Source organism: Pediococcus ethanolidurans, from assembly GCF_964062635.1.
In the GTDB taxonomy this organism is placed as follows: domain Bacteria; phylum Bacillota; class Bacilli; order Lactobacillales; family Lactobacillaceae; genus Pediococcus; species Pediococcus ethanolidurans.
Genome location: NZ_OZ061250.1, coordinates 2,111,536 through 2,133,795, shown reverse-complemented (window position 1 = coordinate 2,133,795; position 22,260 = coordinate 2,111,536). Strand labels below are relative to the sequence as shown.

Sequence of the window (22,260 nt, the reverse complement as noted above, 5' to 3'; positions counted from 1 at the left end):
GTGTGTGTGTCAAAGTAATATGTGGAAAACAGTAAAAATACAAAATGGTTGGTAAATTTAAAAAAATGTGATATAAATGGTAACAGTTACTATTTAAGACAAAAAGGAGAGCAAGTAGAATGACGAAAACAATGGATTTGGCAACAGCGTATCGATGATTAAAGAGCCCGAGTTTAAAGACAAGAAAGTCAGCGCTCCGGACGATTAAAGCTGCAAAAAAGCAGAAGAAAGGAAATCTGTAAATGGCAAAGAAGTCAAAAATTATTAAGGAACAAAGAATTGAAGCAACGGTGGCAAAATATGCGTCACTGCGGAAACAATTGAAAAAGAATCATGATTATGAGGCATTGAGCAAGTTGCCAAGGAATGCTTCGCCAACAAGAATTCATAGAAGGGATCATTTGGATGGCAGGCCGCATGCATATTTGAGAAAGTTCGGGTTGTCGCGTTTGAACTTTAGGAGGCTGGCACATGAGGGTCAGATTCCAGGAGTGAGAAAGGCGAGTTGGTAAAACAAGAGCGTGGAAAAAAACGGGGGACTGCGAGCATTAACGTAGCTTCGGGAATGAACCACGGGTTGTGTGGTTTGTTTTCGAAGGTGGGTTAAGCGGAGTGGTCTGTTTTTTGGAGCGCGTTTAAAACAAGAGTGTGGAAAAAACGGGAGACTATGAGCATTAACGTAGCTTCGGAAATGGACCACGGGTTGTGTGGTTCGTTTTCGAAGGTGGGTTAAGCGGAGTAGTTTGTTTTTTGAAACACGTTTAAAATAAAAAGTGTGGAAAAAATGAAGTAATCTCCCAACTAAAATTTTTCAGTTTAAACGATAAAAACACAAAACACGCATCTTTCAATGATTGAGCTAACTATACTTGACCCTAATCATTGAAAGATGCGTGTTTTTTTAATTGATTTTACTCTTGGCTTTGTTGAGGAACTTTGCCAACATTTAAATGACGTTTGACGAGATAGCAGGCAACTACTAAAACCATTCCTATCAAAGCTGGTAACAGCCAGTCGAGTCCATATTGGGCAAGTGGTAGATAGGTTTGTTGAAAGCTTGTCATGGCTTTACCAAGGGCACTTTGACTGACGACAGATGGGAAAGCAGCCATCATATCGAACAGTGCTGGGATAACCGTGAAAGTTACGACAAATTTATAAACAATCGGATCACGATGAAACAGGGGAGATAAAACTGAAAGTAAGATAAGTGCCATCGCTAATGGATACAAAAACATTAAGAATGGTGTTGACCAAGCGATAATTTGATTTAAACCAAGATTAGCCGTTAAGAATGATGCAAGGCTTGTAAATGCTAACCAAGTTTTGTAGCTGATCTTTGGAAAGTGTTTGTGGAAATCTTGTGCAAACGCAGCAACTAAGCCAATGGCAGTAGTTAAACAGGTTAAAGTAATTAAAGCAGCTAGAATAGACTGACCTACAACACCAAGATAGTGATTAACAATTTGATCAAAAGCAACGCCACCGTTAGCACTTAATTTGAATTTACCAAGTGACATTGCCCCCAATAAAATTAAGGCAACATAGATAATAGCTTCAAATCCCATCGAAAGAAGGCCAGCACGGGCAGTGACAAAAGCAATGCTGTTTGCATTTTTTTTGCCCATAAGCTTAATTGCCGTCACAACGGTAACTCCAAACGCCAAACCGGCCAGGGCATCCATAGTGTTGTAACCTTGTAAAAAGCCGTTTGTGAAAGCACCAGTTTTATAGGCAGTTGTGACAGCTTGACTTGCGGGTGTTCCTAAGGGATGACTGAAACCAAGGATAAACACAAAAACTAGTAAGGTCAGAAAAACGGGATTCAATAGTTTACCAACGTTAGAAACAATTTTATTTTGTTCAACTGAAAATAGGTAGGCAAGGCCAAAGAAAACAGCAGAAAAAATAACAAGTCCTAAAGTTTGAAAATGAGCAGGAATTAAAGGCGCAACACCAACTGTATAGGAAACAGTGGCGGTTCGTGGTGTTCCAAAGAGTGGGCCAATTGTGCCGTGAATTAAAACCATAAAGGTTAGGGCAAAAACGGCTCCCAGTGGTTTACCAATATCATAGACACCTTCTGAACGGGTGATGCTGATTGCTAGTACCGATAGTAGCGGTAGTAAGACACCAGTTACTAAAAAACCAAGGGCAGCCGGAAACCAGTTTGCGCCGGACAATTGACCTAAATGAAGTGGAAAAATTAAATTTCCAGCTCCAAAGAATAAGGCAAACAGCATGGAACTGACCACCACATAATCTTTTTTAGTTAACTTTTTTTCTTCCATAAATATCACTCCTCGTAAATTTAAATCAGCCGAGTAAAAAAACTGAAAAATAAAAAACGTCCTCATCAGAATAGTTATTCTGACAAGGACGTTTTTAGCGTGTTACCACCTTTGTTTACAGGACTATCACTAATCCTGCCTTTTCGAGTACGAAATCATACTCTAGCTCTGTAATGGGAGCACCCAATGCCTACTCAAATTCGTAAGTATCGCTCAAAGATGATGTTCTGGAAAAATACATTGACGTCCTTTCACCAAATGACGCTCGCTTTGCAATGGGTGTTTTCCATACTTTCTTTTCACAGCTTTTTTCTCATTGATTTATAATATGTTCTTAATCTACTACGAGAATTCTTAAGTGTCAACCTTAAAATGAAAATAAAAAAATAACCCTTCAATTTTCGTGATGAACGTTTGAATGATTATTTCACGGCGATTAGCCTATTATTTAACTTTTGGAGTGTCAACAATTTCTTCTGTCTTGCCCTTAGCGAAACGTTGGATAGCAACGATTCGTGCTTGACGACGGCGACGTTCGCGCTTTCCAGCAACAGGACGACGTTTTGCAAATGAGTTATATGGTGATCTCATGATGTTCCTCCTAAAAAATTTAAGTTACTACTATTGTAATCATAAATGGTCCTAAAAAGCAAATGTATTTTACAAAAAACGTGTAATCTATGGACGTAAAAGTTTATTAACGACTCCTTTAAACTTTGGTAACCAAGTTGCAACACTTTATCTGTATTATAAACAACAACTCAATAAATCAGAAGGGAGTCATTTATGATTAAAAAACAGTATCGTTTAGTTAACTGGATTGAACAACAACTCAAAACACAGCGATCACAACCAGAAAATTTGTTTGTAGCTTTCGGTTACTTGAACCAAGTGATGGGTGCCCTAGAAGACAAACAGGCTGTTAACAAACATTATGATGAACGAACGGTTAGTGCAGCACGAGCACTAATGCAGATGACAAATGAGCAGTTTTTAGGTGAAGTTGCTAAAATTCGGCATAAACCAATCGAACTTTCTGGTGAAGGAATTCAAGTTCTACGCTGGTTTAAAGATCGTAACTTAAATGATCAGGGTAATCTGGTCAGCAATCTTGGATTTTTAACAGAAATTGTAAATGAAACGGATCAAACACAAATTACCAGTTGGGATCGTCAAACAGTTAAGGTGGCTAAAATGGCTAACCGAGTTAGCAATGATGAATTGATTGCCATTCTTCTAAATTGTCAATCCAAAGCTAAAATTGAACAATTAAAACAAGCAAAACAAACAAAACAAATTTTCCGTTATTCAAGTTTATTTAAACGTACTAAAGGTAGAAAGAACTTTGGATCATTTGAAAATTAAAATAAGGGGTATATATTTAGAAAAAGTCGATAATTTCGGCTTTTTTTTATCGAAAATTCTGATTAATATTCAGTTAAATGCAGTAACTAGTAGTGTCATGGGTAATCTGATGGGGACAGTTTCTCAAGTGGGTCGATGTTACTAGCAATTTTATCGGAAAGACTGGAAAGATTCATTTTTAACCTAAGAAATAGGAATTAGCTTGTAAGCTACCCACACTGTTCCAAATCAGCTCCAGAACAAAATCCAAAAACAGTTAAAAGTTAAAATTAAATCTAATTAGAGACACTACGTACTAAAACTGGATACATATTCAGCACTAAAGGTTGAAAGCCCAAAACACATCTCGTTGCCTGATATAAAAGCGTTTTTGGTAACAAAATTTGATTGAAATGCCGTCTTCCAGCCCAAATTTGCTGGAAAACGGCATTTTAGACTATTTTTTATAGGCTAAGTCGTTTAACAGCAGTTATTGAAGTGATTTTTATACTTTTAACCTTTAGTTCAGCACTAGAATTGATTCGCGGTGAATGTGAAAGCAGGTTATAATACTTATATTAATGAATAAGTAATGATAAAAGGTTCGAAAAGAAGGGGATGAGCCTTTGAAAATAGATCGAATGCAGGCTTTTAGTGATGGAGTTTACGCTATTTTAATTACCATTTTAGTTTTGGACTTCAAAATTCCAGACTATCATGTGGGTGGTTTGTTCTCGGCGGTGCTTAAACAATGGCCAACAATGTTCGCTTACATTGTTTCTTTTCTGTATGTTGGCACAATTTGGCTGTTTCATCATGATTTTTTTCAAACCCTAAAAGAGACAAATACGAGTCTGAATATCATTAATTTAGTGATGCTTTTTTCAGTCACACTGATTGATTATCCAACGGCGCTGGTAGCTAATACCTTGATTTCGGAAAATCAAAATGATATGCAAGTAGCGTTTGTTTACTATGACATTGTTGCTTTATTTATTTCACTGACATTTGCTTGGTTGTACTCGTATGTGCGAAAACATCCTGAATTAACACGCATGAAGAGTGATCAGCCGCATTTTTATTTAGCGATTAGATATGACCCAGTTCGTAGTGTCATTATTTATGGAGCAGCAATTTTAGCAACTTTTTTCTCGATTTGGTTAGGTGCATGTTTATTGTTAGTCGGGGTAGGCTATCATTTTGTTGCCTATCTAAGGCTGAGCAAATCGATGTAAAAAAGTATTAGAGAAGACAGATAATGGAGAGTTTAAATGATTATTAATTTAGAGAATACAACAAAGCAACCAATGAGAATCAAAGCATTTTTGAAATCAAAGGGTTTAAGTCATCGCTTAATTAGCACCGCGAAACACGAGGGTACAATGAGAATAGATGGCCACAAAGTTAGTACAACTGATGTGCTTAATGCAGGAGCAGAATTAAATTTACGTTTGCCCAAAGAAAAATCGGATGCTAACGTTCCGTTTAGTTTTAAACCGGTGGAGATTGTTTTTGAAGATGATAATTGGTTGGTGATTAATAAACCTGTTGGCCTATCTTCAGTTCCAGGTCCTAGTAACCGAGAAGATACCGTTGTGAATCGAGTTAAAGGACATCTCAAAGATCAGGGCAGCAAAGATTTAATTCCTCATGTGATTACAAGATTAGACCGTGATACCAGCGGTGTGATGCTAATCGCTAAGAATCGGCTAGCAGTTGGTGTCTTAGCCCCACAAATTGAAAATCATGACATTGAGAAAAAATACTTTGCCTTTGTACAAGGAACGCTTAAAGAAAAAGAAGGATTAATTGATAAACCAATTGCCCGTGCTGAAGATGGTATTCATCGTGAAGTAAGTGAAACGGGACAACAAGCGCAAACGCGGTTTCAATTAATTCAGCAATATGATACTTATGCGTTGGTTGAAGTCGAACTATTGACTGGTAGAACCCATCAAATTCGGGTACATTTTGCAAGTCTGGGACATCCTCTATTAGGTGACCAGCTTTATGGTGGACCAATGGATAAGAAAATTGCTCGGCAAGCCTTGCATGCTGTTTCGTTGAAATTTGTAGATCCGTTAACTGACCAAACGCATTTGTTTGAAGTACCAATGCCACAGGATATGGAGAATCTAAAAAATGTTTAAAAATGAAGGAATTCCGGGCAAAATCTTAGCCCAAAAAGAAATCTATAAGGGACCGATTTTTACCTTAAATAAGCAGAAAATCAAAACACCTGATGGCTTAACAGTCGATCGCGATGTAATTTTGCATGGTTCAGCCGTGACCATCTTGGCATTTACAGCCGATCAACATGTTTTGCTAAATTCTGAATATCGAGTGGGTGTTAATGCCGAAAGTTTATCATTGCCGGCAGGATTAATTAATGAAGGTGAAACTCCTGTTCAAGCAGCCAAACGGGAATTACTCGAAGAAACTGGGTATCAGGCTAAAAAGATTGAAATTATGACGACATCCACGGTGTCAGCTGGTTTTTCAACTGAAAAAGTTGTTTTGGTTTTGGCTCAAATTGAATCTACCAAAACAAAACAACAACATTTCGATAGCGATGAATTTGTAAATAGTCAGTTGATTCGGTATAGCCATTTGAAGCAATTAATTGCTCAGAGACGGGTGCGCTCATCGCAAGCTATTGCCACGGTGGGATACTATGAAATGTTTTATAAAGATAAACAGTAGTTTTTTCACATTTGCAAACAACTTTACATTTTTACGATAATCCCGTAATCTATTAGATAGATTAAAGGAGGATTTTTGTGATAATTATACGTGAAGCTGATAAAGATGATGCCGGTCAGATAGCCCCGTTGATTAATATTATTTATGATGAAATGGAACTAGATGAACTGGATGATGTCCCTGACCCTGTTTGGATGCGAGTTCTAAAACGTGCTTATCAAACAGATGCCTATACTGGTGAGAAAGCCACTACCATTGTTGCGGAGGATCAAACAACTGGTAAAGTTGTAGGCGTTGCATTCGGTTATCCTGATCAGTATGAAGAAGATCTGGATGCAATTATTGATCGAATTACCCTTAAGGCTAATGTGTTTGATGGTGATGTATTAGATCCAGACTTAGAAGCTTTTAAAAATGAATGGTATCTTGATTCTATTGCGGTTGATCCTGAATATCAGGGTCAAGGAATTGGCGGTCGTTTATTACATGCGCTGCCGGAGTTTGTTCGCCAAGATGGAGATACAATCATTGGTTTAAATGTGGATTTTGAAAATCCTAATGCCAAGCGATTGTATGCAAGACACGGTTTTAAAAAAGTGGGGACCAAAAAGATTGGCGATCATATGTATGATCATATGCAAAAACCAATTGTAACAACACAACCTGTGTTCGCTTAAAAATAATAAAAAATGGAAAACAACTTTCCTTTATTTTCCACATTTCAAATAGAAATTTTGCAAATAAAAGTAGGAGATTGGCAAGTACTTTGGCCAATCTCTTTTTTGAAAGCTCGCTTCTAAAGGTTGAAAGTATCAAAATCGCTTCAATAACTGCTGTTAAACGACTTAGACTCCAAAAAATAGTTTAACTGCCGTCCTGCGGCTCACCTGGTCTGGAACGGGGTGCGAGTTCTTGCGGCTGGTTTTTGCCACAAGAATCGACATCGTATAAAACATTAAAGTTTTCGGAACGAAAACTAACCCTTACGTGTAATAGTGGGCACGATTTGAAGTCAAGAAGTACACTTGTCTTCAAACTCGGCCTTATTCTAAGCAATAAATTACTAAGAATAATTTCACCCCTGAGACCAATCGCCTCTGGACTAATAACGTTTGATGCTTAAATAATGCTTAACGAAACTTACATCATAGCTTTTATATCGCTGTGTAGATTGCAAAAATTAGCTTTAGTCTGGAAGCAAATGGGCTCAGTAGTGACATTTATCTTAGCGGGTTTCGCTTAGATAAAGGCCGAGCTTAGAGACGTGCATTTCGGCTCTAAGTCGTGCCCACTACTACGCAAAGAAGAATGATTTTCGTTCCGAAAATCTTGATGCTCCGTACGATGTCGATTCTTGTGGCCAAGACCGCCGCAAGAACTCGCACTACGTTCCAGCCCAAATTTGCTGGAAGACGGCATTTAAATCTAATTTTGTTACTATGAACATTTTTGTGTCAGGTAATTAGATACATTTTTGTGCTTTCAACCTTTAGGCTTGGTTAAAATAAGTGTGAAATGGTATTTACCAGATATCACAGTCATTGGAGTATCTTTTGTGAATGGTTTATTATAAAATCAAGAGGAATAATAAAATAAAAATATAATGGGGTAATTAAATTGACTAAAGATAACGATGATTTTCAAGAAGTTGAATTGACTTTAGGTGACAAGAAATTTGAACAAATGTTAATGGTTTTAAATCATGGTATTTCTAAGAAAAATGCTAGTGAATATAATTTCAATGGTAATGATATGCAGGAGGTTGGTGAGAATGTTTGGGCCGTTCCGGCTTATTTAGCTGACCACTATTCCTTGTTCTTCCTTTATACCCAAATTGATACCAAAGACTGGGTAGTGGCCTTTGCTGAAGGAAAAATGGGAAAAGAACAATTTGAACTTGGCTTACCAATGACAACTGGTAAAGGTTTGAATGTTTTGGCAGAAAAAGACATGGATCGTGCACAAATGGTTACTGGCTTTGTAAATGATATTTCCAAAGCGGGTGAAGGTGAGTGGCGCATGATTGATGAAGGAAATACAGAAGATAAAAAGGATTAATATCTGAGGTAAGCGCTATGGAACAAAAAGTTGTGCGATACGGTATTATGGGAGCTGCTTCAATTGTGCCGCGTATTATTGCGGGAATTCATGAATCACCCAATAGCCAAGTTGTGGCGATTGCCGCTCGTAACCTCGAAAAAGCCCAAAAGGTAGCTACCCAATTTGAAATTCCAGTGGCATATGGAAATTATGAGGAACTTTGTGCAGATCAAAATATAGATGTTATCTATATTCCGCTGTGGAATGCAGGTCATTATGCCGGGGCAAAATTGGCGTTACAGCATCATAAGAATGTGTTATTAGAGAAACCATTTACCTTAACTTATGCACAAGCAAAGGATCTTTTTGAGCTGGCAAGAAAGCAACAATGTTTTTTAATGGAAGGCCAAAAGGCAGCTTTTTTACCTGTTACCGATCAGGTGCGCAAGCAGTTACTAAAACGACAAGCCATTGGAAAGATTTATGGTATCACAATTCAAGAATCACATCCCGGCATTGAAAAAATTCCCTGGTTTCACGATGTGACGGTTGGTGGCGGCGCATTTTATGGAAGTGCCTCGTATGGATTGGAATATTTACAGTTAGTTTTGCAAACCGACATTGTGGCGTATCAAGGACAGATTAGTCACACAGCATTGCAGGCAGATGATCAGGTACAATTAAACCTCAAGCTAAAATCAGGCCAGTTGGCCAGTGTATTTATGACCACCCTGAGTCAGCAGTTGTCTAGTCAAATTACCTTTTGGGGAACAAAGGGTTCGTTGACTGTACCTAACTACTGGAAAACCGATGCTTATGAATTGACTGTTAATCACGTAACTCAAAAGTTTAAACAGACACAAAAGAGTGAATTTGTTTACGAGTTTAATCATGTTTCAGAGCAAATATTAAACAAACAGCAGGCAAGTTCAGTTATGACTCCGGCCATTACTTTGAAAACAATGAAGATTATTGAGGGCCTTTATCGTCAGTGGTTTCCGACTCAAATGAAAAAGATTCGTTAACTTGTGTCATTTTGCTTGTGAGTTGGTTTTAAAGATGATACTCTTTGGATGGGGTAGGGTTCGATCTAAGTACCAAGGAATACCTGCAATATCAGTCGATTTTTTGGATGGACTGATGCTTGTCATGTTGCAACGTTTTTAAGAAAAAAGTTTTGTGAAAGATTTTTTAATTAGATGCGTACAAATACGCTTTGACTGCGTTTCCTATTGAATCCTAGGAAACGTAAGGAATCGTAATTGAAACAATATGTACCTTGAAACTTTAAGTTTTAGATTGGTATTTAGATCTATCCCCAGGCGCTTTTCAAGTTGAGCAGGTTCTTGAAAAGCGCTTTTTATTTTGGTTATCTAATTTTTGCGACTCTGATCTAAAGAAAATCAAAGTAGGGGTTAAAAACATTGTGATATAATGGGAGATATGAATTTAACGATACTAAAAGGAGGAATTTCAGATGTTTGTTGTGAGTATAGTTGCTTTATTGATTGCCATTGCAATTGGTTTTGAAATTCGAAAAATTGAACATCAACGTCATTTACGGTTAGCTCATCAACAAGCGCAACAAATTCTGAAAGACGCCGAAAAAGAGGGACAAGTAGCAGCCAAACGAGCCTTAAGTAAGGGCAAACGTGAGACCCTAGCTTATCAAGAATCGATTGATCAAGAAATTACGACTGATGTGCAAGATAATAGTCGTAAGGCCACCTGGCTAGATCAGCGTGATCAAGTTTTGAGCGAAAAAGAAGATCTTCTTAACCGACGTTTTGATAATTTTAAAAATAAACAAGAACTGATTAAGGAAAATCGTGAAGCTTTAAAAGAAATTCGAACCCAAGCCACAGATTTGATTGGTAAAAGAGAAGAGACCTTGCAGGATGTGGCTGAAATGAGTCATAACAAGGCACAAGAATACGTTTTGGACGAAACAAAACGTGACTTAAAAGAAGAAGGCAAACGAACTGTTCGAAATGCAGAAGCTGAGTATCAGAGCAGCAGTGAAAAAGAGGCAAAAAATCTAATTGCTCATGCAATTGAGCATAGTGGGATTCGATCACATATTTTTCCATCTAATCGAACGATGGATGTACCTTCTAACGAAGCGTTGGGTAAAATTATTGGTAATGCTGGTCAAAATGTGCGAGCACTAGAAGCTTTAACTGGAATTGATATTAATATTGATGATCAACAACGGTTAATTACACTAGATGGCTATGATCCCATGCGACGAGAAATTGCCAAACGCGCAATGACGCAGATTATTCAGGCCAACCGAATTAATCCCGATATTGTGGAACAAATTGTCAATCAAACAGTAAGAACCGTTGATGAACTGATTCGTGGGTTTGGTGAACAGGCGATTAATGAACTCAATATTAAAAATATTCATCCTGATTTGATCAAATTTATTGGGCGAATGCATTTTCGAACTAGCTATGGGCAAAACATATTGGATCATTCGATCGAAGCTGCTAATTTAGCGGGTGTCTTTGCTGCTGAGTTAGGTGAAGATGTTGATTTAGCTAAACGAGCAGGTCTTTTGCATGATATTGGTAAGTCAATTGACCGTGATGTCGAAGCGACGCATGTGGAATTAGGTGTAGAGCTAGCAACTCAGTACCATGAAGATCCTGTTGTAATTAATGCGATTGCTTCTCATCATGGTGATGTCGAAGCTAAGTATGTGATTTCTGATCTGGTAGCTGCTGCTGATGCTATTTCAGGTTCACGCCAAGGTGCGCGAAGTGAATCGGCTGCAGATTATTTGCAACGCATTTCTAGTTTGGAAGGCATTGCCAATCAGTATCCTGGGGTACAGGAGAGTTATGCCATTCAAGCAGGGCGTGAGTTACGCGTGATTGTAAAGCCGAACCAAACCTCTGATAAAAGCATTGAGAAACTGGCTGGAAGTGTTAAGGATCAAATTGAACAAGAAGTTACCTATCCTGGTCAGGTAAAAGTGACGGTTGTTCGAAAGTTACAGATTGTAGAATACGCGGGGTAAAAATGAAGAAATTGAATAATGAAGAAGGAAAAGTTCTGGATACAATTGATAAGTTTGTATTTTCCAAGTTAAATGATGATAGAACAGGGCATGATTATGCGCATACTCAACGCGTGGTCAAGCTGGCTCGCCGATTAGTTTTAGAAACTACTGACACAGACGTTGATTTATTTGTTGTGTTGGCTAGTGCTGAATTACATGACGTAATTGATGAGAAAATTGTGGATAATCAAGCAGCTGCTGAAACTGAGGTCAAACAGTTTTTACAGGATCAGAAAGTTAGTGCAAAAAGAATTGCCGCTATTTTCGATATTATTACACACATGTCATTTTCAAAAAACTTGGAACATCATTATCAGTTAACCATAGAAGGCCAGTTAGTCCAGGACTCGGATCGTTTAGATGCAATTGGGGCAATTGGCATTGGTAGAGTATTCTATTATGGTGGTGCGCACGGACACGTAATGTATGATCCTAAGATTGCTCCCCGAGATAAAATGACGCATGCCCAATATCGTCAAAATGAAACGGTTATTAATCATTTTTATGAAAAACTTTTGAAACTTGCGGGACTGATGAATACGGCCGCGGCTAAAAGGATTGCCAAGCACCGAACAACTGTTTTGGAAGACTTTCTCGAAGAATTCAAAGCAGAATGGAATCAAAATAAATAATTTGGAGTAGCTTATGTTAAAAAATCAAAACTCAATTTCGGCTAAGTCCGCTTGGGCGTCGGGATTAATTTTTATTCTACTAATGTTGTCGGTTAAAGCTAATTTTTCACTGTTATTGAAAATTGATACGGGAATTATTAGTGTGGTTCAAAGCTCGTTTCCATCGTTTGAAACAACTTTGATGACCATAGTAACTAAGATCGCCGAACCGTCATTTGCAATCGTATATGCTGTTATTATTGCCGGCATATTGTGGTTTGTGCGCATGCGTGTAGATGCAATTTGGACCCTGGCAACGATTGGTGGTGGAGATGTCATTGCCTACATATGTAAAGAAATTGTCCAAAGAGCACGACCAAGATGGAATCAGATCATTCCAGAAAGTGGTTATAGTTTTCCAAGTGGTCATACATTTGGAGCAGTTATCATTGTGTTCCTGATACTATGGTTTTTCGTTAGTCAGCTGCGTTCAGAAACCGTACAAAAAGTTAGCCAAATTGTATTGATTATTTGGGTTGTATTGGTGATGTACTCTCGTGTTTATTTAGGAGCACATTATCCATCAGATGTGTTTGGCGCCTTTTTCTTGGCGATTGCCTGGTTAGCAATTGCACGTTGGTTGTATAACAAGCTGTATGATTTTGTTGCTCAGTATGTGGAACCAAAGGCTGAGGGAAAACATAGTCAACATTAATTGATAATAAAACGTGAGACAAAAGTGATTAAATTCACATTTGTCTCACGTTTTTATTTATTTAAAAATATTTGCCTATTCTTTAGTAAGTACCCTTGATAACGAAGAATGATCCCCGAATGACACCTGCTAAACGTGACTTCTGATGAGCAAACTTAAATTTACCTTCAAATTCTTTTGGAATGGGCATACCATTGGATAACTTGAAGCCAACTGCACGTTTACCACCTTCAGTTAGGCTGTACATGACGTTGACAGCTAAACCATTCTCGTAGAAAACATAGGCCATTTTAATGCCGTCTACTTCAAATTCTGATACTTCTAAGGGTTTATAGGGAAAATGCATATCTCTTTCTGATAAGATCTTTTCAATCCAGGCGAGCGTGTCTTTGCCTTCACTGGCGGGGATGGTTGTAAAAACATGCTTATACTTATTCCAATAGTAACGTGCCTCGTTTGCCCGTAATCCTGCTAACGCATTGGCTACTGGCTAACTTTCCAAACCCACTGTGGATACTTTCTTGAAATCAACTTCATATGCCACTTTATGTTACCTCATTTCCGTATTTGTTAGTCATAGTATATAAAGTTATGACTGGTCGGTCAATTCAAACGAAGCAGAAAGCGAGATAAAAGAGAAAAAATTGTGCATAATCGAAGCCGCTTTCAAATATGTGATAATTAATCGTCACGATTAGATAGGTTTGTGGTAAAATCGATGTTATCTAGAAGATTTGATGGAGGTGAAAATTTGACACTCAAATTAACCATTCTTTCAACAAGTGATGTGCATGGATTTGTCTATCCTACTAACTTTGTAAAACAACATTTGAATTTACCTTTTGGTTTATTAAAGGCGGCACAGGTTATCGCAAAGGAACGTCAGAATGCAACTGGACCAGTACTCACGGTTGATGCAGGCGACGTGCTAGAAGGGTCACCTTTGACAGAATATCTTGCAAAGTTTAGCAATCCACCGGCACCACAACGATTAATGAAGGCGTATAATGCGATTGATTATGATGTTGGGGTATTAGGAAATCATGAATTTAACTATGGATTGAATTATCTAAAAAAAGCCGTTGAGAATACTAATTACCCAATTTTATCGGCGAATATTTTGAATCAGGATGATAACTCATTAGTGGACGGAGCCTATCGAATTTTTTCTAAACAGGGAATTCGAATTGCAGTGTTAGGATTAACAACTGCGTATATTCCGTTTTGGGAAGATCCAGTACATATTAAAGGACTTAAGTTTAAAAAGGTTCTCGACACAGCTAAACATTACGTGGAAGAATTAAAGAAAAAAGCAGATGTGCTTGTCGTTGTTTACCATGGCGGATTTGAACGTGATTTGAAGACGGGTAAAGAAACAGAGTCGCTTCGTGGTGAAAACGTTGGTTATGAACTGTTAAAAACAATTAAGGGCATTGATGCTTTGGTTTCTGCGCATCAGCATCGGTTAATTGCGACTAAATTATTTGGTGTTCCGACTGTTCAAGCGGGTCATCGAGGAGCAGCGGTTGGCAAAATCACTTTAGAAATTGATCCACAACAAACTCCTATGGTGGTTGGCTCAACTGCTGAATTGATTTCAACAGCAAAATATCCAGTACATAAAGAATTAAAAGCAATCATGACTGATGTGGAAACAGATACACAGACATGGCTAGATCAACCATTAGGAAAAGTTCAAGGGAACATGAAAATTACCGATCCCTTTAAGGCAAGAATTGAAGAATCAGCCTTTATTGAGTTTATTCAGAAAGTTCAAATGGAAGCCACGGGGACTTCTATTTCGGCCACCGCGTTGTTTAATGATGAAGCAACCGGATTTGACGAACAAATCACCATGCGCGAAGTCGTGACTAACTATGTTTATCCGAATTCATTGGCTGTTTTACGCGTCTCAGGAGCTGATATTCGTGCAGCACTTGAGGTGAGTGCCAAGTATTTTATGGTTAATGAAAAAAATGAGTTTATTGTGAATACAAGGTATCTATCGCCCAAAAAACGTCACTACAATTATGATATGTATGAAGGCATCGATTATACTTTAGACATTTCAAAACCGGTGGGTAGTCGTGTGGTCCGTTTGGCAACGAAGGGACATCCAATTGAAGCCAAGGACTCATTTGAAATTGTCCTTAATAAGTATCGTGCAGTTGGTGGTGGACACTATCCGATGTTTTCAGAAGGTAAAATTATTCGCGAAAATACAGAGGCAATGTCAGAGTTAATTGCGGATTATTTACAAAAACATCCCGTGATTACCGCTACAGTAAATAATAATTTCAAGATTATTAAATGACTAAACAACCTAAAATTGACTTGAATAAGGAATTTCGTCTTATTTCTTACTTGAATTAATCTTAGGTGTTTGTGATTTTAAGGATTGTTGTTATCAACAATATTTTTAATTTTTCTAACCTTTATGTTGGCTTGCTTAGTAGTTTGTTTTAGCCGATAATTAACACAGAAGGGGAGATACAGATGTATAAAAATTCTAGAATGAGCGGATTACGTTTTTTGCTGGTAACCGTTTTAAACGCATTAATCACCGTGGTGGAACTTATCGGTGGGCTTTTATCTGGTAGTTTGGCATTGCTCTCGGATGCTTTTCATAATCTTGGTGATTCTGCATCCGTTGTTTTGGCGTATGTTGCCAGTCGCATCGGACTTAAAAATTCAAATACTTCAAAAACATTTGGTTACCGACGTGCTGAAATCATTTCTGCTTTTGTGAATTCTGTATTTTTAATTGTCGTTTCAGTATTCTTGATTATTGAAAGTGCTCGTCGAATTTTAAACCCTGAGCCCGTAAATGGCGGTATTATGCTAATTGTGGCAATTGTGGGAACGTTAGCTAATTTTGTTTCTGCCTTATTATTGAGCCGTGGTGCAAAAAACAATTTAAATATTAAAGCCACCTATCTGCACATTTTAAGTGATGCGATGTCTTCATTTGGGATTATCATTGGTGCAATTATTATTCAGATTTGGCATATTAGCATCGTTGATCCAATTGTCACAATTTTAGTTTCAGGATACATAATGTGGGAAACGTGGCCAGTTTTAAAAGAGGCTATCAATATTTTGATGCAGGCTGCACCTAATCTTGATTTTGAAGCAATGAAACATGATATGTTAAAAGAACCTGGGGTAGTTAACGTCCATCATATTCATGCTTGGCAAATTGATGAAAATCGTATTATGTTTTCTGCACATATTAACTTGAATGATCAATTATTAAGTGATGTGGAGCCGATTTATCGTCATTTGGAGAATTTATTGCAAAAAAAATATCACGTGGATCACGTGACTTTGCAAGCTGAAGTTTTTCGTGGAAAAAGTAATGAACTATTTACGCGTGATCGGCATGATATTTAATGCCAGTTGTGAAAGCTAACTTTCGATCACAAGCTGTTTATGAAGCGAGACGAACCAGGTATGCCAAGGAATTTCTGGTGTTCCAGTTAGATTAAATTTTTGGTTAAGATGTTCGATAACCTGAAGATAATCTTTACTTGAAGTTGCAAGACTTAAGTCTAACAAGTTGGCGTGGGTCAAATAACGATTGCGAGCGATAAAAGCATTAATATCGCTAAGATAACCTGCGGGAACAAATGATGACACAATTTCAAGATTTCCGGCCTTGTAGAGGCGAATATAAAACTGAGCAAATGAACGAACGGCCTTTGCTTGGGTGTCCGAATCTAATTGCGTGATTGACACTAAATTACTCATAATAGCCCTTCCTAACTAAACTTATTACACCTTTAGTATAGACCTTAACTATTAAAAGTGTAAAATTAAAGTTTGGGATGCCTTAGTTGTATTTCTTATGTAAATGAGTTATAAAAGTAGTATTAACAAAATGAGGTGAATAGATTGACCCCGATGAAGGAAGACTATCTTAAAATAATTTTTGAGTTAGGCGGAAAATCAAAGAAAATATCAAATAAACAAATTGCAATGGGACTAAACATTGCAGCTGGTTCTGTAACTGAAATGGTTACAAAGTTAGTAGAAGAAGGATTAGCTAAGCACACACCATATTCTGGAATTTCACTTACGAACAAAGGTATTCAGATTGCAGAAATAATGGTACGTAAGCATCGAATTTGGGAAACCTTTTTGGTGAAAAAATTATCGTATAAGTTGTCCGAAGTTGATGCAGATGCTGAAGTTTTAGAACATGTGACAAGTGAAAAACTTTTAGATTCGCTCGATCAGTTTTTGGGTCATCCCACGCATTGCCCACATGGCGGCGTCATTCCTGATAAGGATGGCAATTATCAAGAAGATAGTCATACATTGTTGGCTGACGTTAAAGAGGGTAGTGTTGTTGTAGTGGATCGATTTATTGATAATCGAGAACTTTTGAACTATCTGGATGAAATTGATTTGGATATTGGTGATAAAATTCAAGTGATTCATCATGCCCCGTTTGAGGGTGCGACAACGGTTAAACTTATTGATAACGAATCAGAAATTGATGAACGACAAATAAGTTATAAAGCAGCTCATTATGTGTTTGTGCAGGAAAACTAATGGGGGTATAAAAATTAGGTAATTAAAAAAATAAGAGCTTAATTGTAAATTAGCTATCTTTTTCTAAATTTATATGCTACAATTACATTGTATTTTGGTTAGGTAATTTTGGTAAGATCGTTTCATAAAGAAATATCTCCAATTTGCACCGGATCAAGTATTAAAATATTTAGTGCAAAAAGCACTCAGGAGGATTTTCTATTATGGAACATGGTACAGTTAAATGGTTTAACGCAGACAAGGGTTTTGGTTTTATTACTCGCGAAAATGGTAGCGATGTATTCGTACATTTCTCAGCTATCCAAGGCGACGGCTTCAAGACTCTTGAAGAAGGCCAAGCAGTTACTTTCGATGTAGAAGAAAGTGATCGTGGACCACAAGCAGTTAACGTTGTTAAAGACTAATTAAAAATTAGAATTTACTAAGTCAAGGATTTCGATCCTTGGCTTTTTTTGTGTCTTTTTTTAAACGAAAGTAAACGAATGAATTTTAACATTTCTCCAAATAATGGTCGTTTTGTTGGAAGGGCTATGGCATAATAGACTTTAATTAATTGACGGGGTGACTAGGTTGAAGCAGACTGATTTGGTACTGGATACCTGCTTATTAGCGGGAAGAATTATGATTGAAAATGGATCTGAAATGGCACGAGCAGAGGATACGATGATGCGCATTGCCACCAATTCAGGCTATGCAGAGGCGCAAGTCTTTTCAACAGTGACTGGAATTATTATGTCGATCCCAGATCAAAAAAGTGCTCAGGTTGAAAGTGTTAGTCGCCGAAATATTGATTTGGAAAAAGTTAGTTGGGTTAATCGGCTTTCAAGAGACTATGCGGTGCATAAGGTTACTTTAGAAGAGTTTTTTGATCAACTGAAAATTGTGGATGAGGCTGTTCCGTACTTTCCGTTTTGGCTACAAGTACTAGGAGCGGCTCTAGTAAGCGGTCCTTTGATGACAATTTTTTGCAATAATTTTTATGATATTGGCGTCACGTCAATCATTGGAGCAGCTGGTTTTGCTGTTTATTATGCAATTAATAAAACATTAGACATCAAATTTATTAGTGAGTTTGTCTCATCTTTGCTAATTGGCATTATGGCGGTGGTAACTGTGCGACTGGGATTAGGGCATTCAGTGGATAATATTATCATTGGGGCGGTGATGCCTTTGGTTCCTGGAGTACCGCTGACTAATGCTGTGCGAGACATCTTGAATGGTCATTTTGTGAGTGGGCCAGCACGAGGGATGGAAGCATTGTTAACGGCGTCGGCGATTGGGTTTGGAATTGCCTTTGTGTTTAGGTTCTTTTAAGGAGAAATTAACTAATGATTATGATAATTGAGTTGTTTTTTGCGTTTATTGCAACTGTTGGTTTCGGAATTATTATTAACATTCCTCATCGAGCCTTAATTGTTGCAGGATCAATTGGAACCATTACTTGGTTTATTTATTGGGCACTGATTCATCTTGCATTTGGCATAGCACTGACCAATTTGGTAGCTTCAGTTGCAATTGGTATTTTGAGTGATATTGCTGCACGAAGAATGAAAATGCCAATGTTAATTTTTAATATTCCAAGTTTGGTTCCTCTGGTTCCAGGCGGACAGGCCTATCAAATGATTCGTAACTTTGCGTTGGGAAATACTGCACAAGGAGTTCTTTTTTTAACTGAAGTTATTGAGATCACTGGGTCCATTGCAATTGGCTTTTTAATTGCCGAATTGCTTAATAAGCTCTGGAAAAAGCTTATGTTAAAACGCTTTCCTAGTAGAATGTAATGAAAATGTAAGAACGATGATATCTGAATGCCCGTTTGTAAATGTTAGGATAAACTAGTACATAGTGGTTAACGGAGGTGCAAGGGAGAACATTGGAGGAATTCGTTTGAAAGGCATTCGGAAAAGTAAAATTATGTCGGCGTGTTTGTTGACGATTGTACTATTGATTAGTTTGATAATCGGTGGTACGTCAGTAAAAGCACAATCAGTAAATAGTTATATAACGGCTAACAAAATCAAGCCGGTGGGAATCACCACTTCAATTTGGAGTGGCTTTCCGCGATCTGATTACAATAAAGGCTACGGTAAGCCTGAGGGAGTTGTCGTTCACGAAACTGCCAATGCAAGTTCGACAATTTATAATGAGATTGCATATATGAAAGCGCACTATAACGATGCGTTTGTCCACAGTTTTGTTGATGCAGATCATATTATTAATATTGCCAATACAAATTATTTAGCATGGGGCGTGGGGTACCCAGGTAATGGTAAGTTTGCCCAATTTGAGCAGGTTGAAGTGCATTCAAAAAGTGCATTTGCACATGAAATTGCGAATGCAGCCTGGTATACAGCTTATTTGTTGAATAAGTACAAGCTGAGTTCTAATGATGCGGCTTATGATTACAAAGGAACGGTTTGGTCACACAAGGCAGTTTCTGAATATTTTGGTGGATCATCGCATACTGATCCATACGGATACTATTTAAATACCGGAAAAAAATATTTCGGTCAAGGCTACACAATGGCCGAGTTTTATCAATTAGTTAAAAATTATTATGACGGAATGAAAGTCAAAAATGTGAAGTATACGAATACAAGTTTAACGATGGATGTTAAAACCAATCCTGGGCATGATTTTTATAATCACGTTCCCGAAAGTAAATACACCGTTAAGCGTTTGAATTCTGGTAAAACGTATGCAGGAAAGACAGTTCAAATTGATTGCACCGGTAAACGGGATGGCACAGGAACACTGTACTATCGAGCATATTATCAAGGCAAAGAAATTGGCTGGATCTATGGCGCTGGACTTGCTAAACATGTAACTTATACCGCAACTGCTAAAACGATGGATGTTAAAGTAACTCCCGGTCATGATTTTTATAATCATGTGACAAGCAGTATGTACACAAATAAGTTACTGCATTATGGTAAGACATATGCTGGTAAAACGGTCACGATTGATAACATTGCTTATCGAGATGGAACTAAAACACCCTATTACCGTTGTGCGTACAACGGTAAACGAATTGGCTGGATTTACGGTGGGGCTTTAGCTGTACACGTTAGCTATCAAACAATTAATAAAACAATGACGGTTGTTCCAGTAACGGGACATGACTTTTTGAATCACGTTACGGCAAGTAAGTATACGGTTAAACGCCTGCATCTTGAAAATGAATACGTTGGTAAAAAAGTCACGATTGATAACATTGCTTATCGAACGGATGTTAAAACACCGTACTATCGTTGTTATTATGATGGTAAAGAAATTGGCTGGATTTATGGAAGTGCACTGAAGTGATTTGTTTCAAAAATAAATCATGCCAAGCCTGTTCCAGGATGGATGCATCGGAGGACGACAAGTTAACTTGGTGAGTCAAGTCGTTTAATAGCAGTAACTTGAGTCAGTTTGTTACTTTCAATCTTCAGTTATAATCAAATAGACAAAAAATGAGACGGAAAAATTATTTCCGCCTCATTTTTGGGTTCTATACTTTTTCCTGTTGATAGCTTACTTAACATGGTAATCTATTAGCAGGATTTTTTAGTGCAAAATAAAAAAGGCCCATAAGCCTCGCACCTAAAAAATCCACCCACTACAGCATCTTTTTTAAAGGACGTGAAAACTTATGGACCCTGTAGATAATAATATAAAATTTGCGCTCAGTATTAAAGACCCAAATGTAGTTTTTTACAAATATAACTATCAAGTGATTAAAGCTAAGCGCGCAAAAGTATATATAGCCACGGTTAAGTTCGACCAGAAACATTGCGCTAACTGTGGCTTTTGCGAGCTAAGTCATAATGGACACTACGTATCACGCGTGACCTATCTGGCAGCGAATGCGAGTGAACCAGTTTATTTGGAACTCCATAAAGAACGCGTCATTTGTCGTAATTGTAAAGCGTCGTTTATGGCTACTTCTGATGTGGTAGACAAGTACTGTTGTATCTCCCGAGCCACGCGTCAGAAAGTGTTTATGAGTCTACAAGACGACCGCACTCAAGCTAGCATTGCGATCGATGCCGGCATATCAGCTAGCACTGTCTGTCGTTACTTAGACAACTATGATGACTTATTTCGCAGAAATCTTAACTATCTACCGGTTCATCTCGCCATGGATGAATTTAGAGGAATTAGTGGTCGGCTCCATTTCATCTGTATTAATGGCGCTGGTGAGCACGAAATTCAACAAATTCTGCCAGACCGATTCAAGCAAAGTATTACTGATTATTTTAAACAATTTCCAGCAAGTGTTCGAGCACGTGTCAAAACAGTTACCGTAGATCTAAATAGTTACTATCAAGACATTGCCAAGGCAATGTTTCCGCAGGCAAAAATTGTGATCGACCGCTTTCACATCGTTGCAATGATGACTCGAGCTTTTAATCAAACTCGGGTGCAAACCATGAAAAAGTACAATAAAAGATCCTATGAATATCGCACGTTAAAGTTCACCTGGCGGCTTTATTTGAAGTATGCCGGAAATCTAGATGAGGAACATGTCTTTTATGACCGACACCTGCGAAAACAACTCACACAACTAGAACGTGTAGAACAAGGACTGACAATTAACGAAGAACTTAAAGCATCGTACGAGTCGATGCAAAGCATCATGGAAAACCTTAAGAATCAAGACAAAGACAAGCTTGTGGAAGATCTATATACAAATCAAAATATAAGTCCCTACATGAAAGCAGTGTTTCAAACGTTCAAAAAGAACTTAGTGGTTGTACTCAACGCCAGTGAATCGGACTATACGAATGGCCCAGTCGAAGGCATGAATCGAATGATTAAACAAATTCAACGCACAGCATTTGGATTCCGTAATTACCATCATATGATTTCACGTATTAAGTTACGGCAAATGAGAACAAAACCAATGAAAAAAACAGAGTTGAAAGTCGCATGACTTTCAACTCTGTA

The 22,260-nt window shown here is 37.8% G+C and carries 22 protein-coding genes, 2 pseudogenes and 1 other annotated feature; of the genes and pseudogenes, 20 read left to right on the top strand and 4 right to left on the bottom strand.

Annotation, left to right across the window (positions count from 1 at the left end; translation table 11 throughout):
- Positions 1-164 precede the first annotated feature (164 nt).
- Together AB3219_RS10655 and rpsN are read left to right on the top strand one after the other, a co-directional pair.
- Positions 165-242, top strand: a pseudogene (locus tag AB3219_RS10655) (hypothetical protein); the annotation flags it as partial.
- Positions 243-512 (top strand): 30S ribosomal protein S14, encoded by a 270-nt coding sequence (gene rpsN, locus AB3219_RS10650; protein ID WP_057805029.1) that lies wholly within the window; start codon positions 243-245, stop codon positions 510-512.
- A 399-nt stretch (positions 513-911) separates the two neighbouring features.
- Here the strand turns inward: rpsN and brnQ are convergent, their stop codons facing one another.
- Positions 912-2,291, bottom strand: coding sequence for a branched-chain amino acid transport system II carrier protein (gene brnQ / locus AB3219_RS10645; protein ID WP_367369441.1), 1,380 nt, complete (start codon positions 2,289-2,291; stop codon positions 912-914).
- Positions 2,292-2,372: 81 nt separating this feature from the next.
- Positions 2,373-2,603: a binding site (T-box leader), on the bottom strand.
- A gap of 132 nt (positions 2,604-2,735) precedes the next feature.
- On the bottom strand, positions 2,736-2,882 hold the full coding sequence (locus AB3219_RS10640) for a hypothetical protein (protein ID WP_164481576.1): 147 nt from the start codon (positions 2,880-2,882) through the stop codon (positions 2,736-2,738).
- 195 nt (positions 2,883-3,077) lie between these two features.
- Between AB3219_RS10640 and AB3219_RS10635 the strand changes: the two genes are divergently transcribed.
- From AB3219_RS10635 to AB3219_RS10590, 10 genes are all read left to right on the top strand, one after another.
- A complete protein-coding gene (locus AB3219_RS10635) occupies positions 3,078-3,656 on the top strand; it encodes a hypothetical protein (RefSeq protein ID WP_216753490.1) in 579 nt (192 codons plus the stop codon).
- 605 nt (positions 3,657-4,261) lie between these two features.
- Complete coding sequence (locus AB3219_RS10630) at positions 4,262-4,870, top strand: TMEM175 family protein (RefSeq protein WP_216753491.1); 609 nt, start codon at positions 4,262-4,264, stop codon at positions 4,868-4,870.
- A 36-nt stretch (positions 4,871-4,906) separates the two neighbouring features.
- The gene (locus AB3219_RS10625) at positions 4,907-5,785 is read left to right on the top strand and encodes an RluA family pseudouridine synthase (protein WP_216753492.1); all 879 of its coding nucleotides are present in this window, start codon (positions 4,907-4,909) and stop codon (positions 5,783-5,785) included.
- Entirely contained in the window at positions 5,778-6,338 is a 561-nt protein-coding gene (locus tag AB3219_RS10620) for an NUDIX hydrolase (protein ID WP_216763080.1), read from the top strand. Before AB3219_RS10625 ends, AB3219_RS10620 begins: the two co-directional genes overlap by 8 nt.
- A 77-nt stretch (positions 6,339-6,415) precedes the next feature.
- Positions 6,416-7,015 carry a GNAT family N-acetyltransferase gene (locus AB3219_RS10615; RefSeq protein WP_057805023.1) on the top strand — a complete coding sequence of 200 codons (600 nt, stop codon included), beginning with the start codon at positions 6,416-6,418 and terminating at the stop codon, positions 7,013-7,015.
- Positions 7,016-7,955: 940 nt separating this feature from the next.
- Positions 7,956-8,396, top strand: coding sequence for a hypothetical protein (locus AB3219_RS10610; protein WP_216763079.1), 441 nt, complete (start codon positions 7,956-7,958; stop codon positions 8,394-8,396).
- A 17-nt stretch (positions 8,397-8,413) separates the two neighbouring features.
- Positions 8,414-9,403: a Gfo/Idh/MocA family protein gene (locus tag AB3219_RS10605; RefSeq protein ID WP_260365302.1), complete on the top strand. Its 990-nt coding sequence runs from the start codon at positions 8,414-8,416 to the stop codon at positions 9,401-9,403.
- Positions 9,404-9,855: 452 nt separating this feature from the next.
- Complete coding sequence (rny, locus tag AB3219_RS10600) at positions 9,856-11,403, top strand: ribonuclease Y (protein ID WP_216753496.1); 1,548 nt, start codon at positions 9,856-9,858, stop codon at positions 11,401-11,403.
- 2 nt (positions 11,404-11,405) lie between these two features.
- On the top strand, positions 11,406-12,077 hold the full coding sequence (locus tag AB3219_RS10595; RefSeq protein WP_216763077.1) for an HD domain-containing protein: 672 nt from the start codon (positions 11,406-11,408) through the stop codon (positions 12,075-12,077).
- A gap of 13 nt (positions 12,078-12,090) precedes the next feature.
- Positions 12,091-12,771, top strand: a complete 681-nt coding sequence (locus AB3219_RS10590) for a phosphatase PAP2 family protein (RefSeq protein WP_216753498.1) — start codon at positions 12,091-12,093, stop codon at positions 12,769-12,771.
- A gap of 82 nt (positions 12,772-12,853) precedes the next feature.
- Here the strand turns inward: AB3219_RS10590 and AB3219_RS10585 are convergent.
- Positions 12,854-13,315, bottom strand: a pseudogene (locus AB3219_RS10585) (phage tail protein).
- A 207-nt stretch (positions 13,316-13,522) separates the two neighbouring features.
- On the opposite strand from AB3219_RS10585, the gene AB3219_RS10580 reads away from it, so the two are divergent.
- Complete coding sequence (locus AB3219_RS10580) at positions 13,523-15,085, top strand: bifunctional UDP-sugar hydrolase/5'-nucleotidase (RefSeq protein WP_263765869.1); 1,563 nt, start codon at positions 13,523-13,525, stop codon at positions 15,083-15,085.
- 182 nt (positions 15,086-15,267) lie between these two features.
- Positions 15,268-16,164 carry a cation diffusion facilitator family transporter gene (locus tag AB3219_RS10575; protein WP_367369440.1) on the top strand — a complete coding sequence of 299 codons (897 nt, stop codon included), beginning with the start codon at positions 15,268-15,270 and terminating at the stop codon, positions 16,162-16,164.
- 15 nt (positions 16,165-16,179) lie between these two features.
- Here AB3219_RS10575 and AB3219_RS10570 read toward each other — a convergent pair whose 3' ends face one another.
- Positions 16,180-16,521 (bottom strand): hypothetical protein, encoded by a 342-nt coding sequence (locus AB3219_RS10570; protein ID WP_057805014.1) that lies wholly within the window; start codon positions 16,519-16,521, stop codon positions 16,180-16,182.
- 144 nt (positions 16,522-16,665) lie between these two features.
- Between AB3219_RS10570 and AB3219_RS10565 the strand changes: the two genes are divergently transcribed.
- From AB3219_RS10565 to AB3219_RS10540, 6 genes are all read left to right on the top strand, one after another.
- On the top strand, positions 16,666-17,328 hold the full coding sequence (locus tag AB3219_RS10565) for a metal-dependent transcriptional regulator (protein ID WP_216753501.1): 663 nt from the start codon (positions 16,666-16,668) through the stop codon (positions 17,326-17,328).
- Positions 17,329-17,531: 203 nt separating this feature from the next.
- Complete coding sequence (locus AB3219_RS10560; protein ID WP_057748686.1) at positions 17,532-17,732, top strand: cold-shock protein; 201 nt, start codon at positions 17,532-17,534, stop codon at positions 17,730-17,732.
- Positions 17,733-17,949: 217 nt separating this feature from the next.
- A complete protein-coding gene (locus AB3219_RS10555) occupies positions 17,950-18,642 on the top strand; it encodes a threonine/serine exporter family protein (RefSeq protein WP_253953631.1) in 693 nt (230 codons plus the stop codon).
- A 14-nt stretch (positions 18,643-18,656) separates the two neighbouring features.
- Complete coding sequence (locus AB3219_RS10550) at positions 18,657-19,109, top strand: threonine/serine exporter family protein (protein WP_216763073.1); 453 nt, start codon at positions 18,657-18,659, stop codon at positions 19,107-19,109.
- Positions 19,110-19,215: 106 nt separating this feature from the next.
- Complete coding sequence (locus tag AB3219_RS10545; protein WP_216763072.1) at positions 19,216-20,634, top strand: GW dipeptide domain-containing protein; 1,419 nt, start codon at positions 19,216-19,218, stop codon at positions 20,632-20,634.
- A gap of 328 nt (positions 20,635-20,962) precedes the next feature.
- Positions 20,963-22,246, top strand: a complete 1,284-nt coding sequence (locus tag AB3219_RS10540; protein WP_367369439.1) for an ISL3 family transposase — start codon at positions 20,963-20,965, stop codon at positions 22,244-22,246.
- The last annotated feature ends 14 nt before the right edge of the window (positions 22,247-22,260 follow it).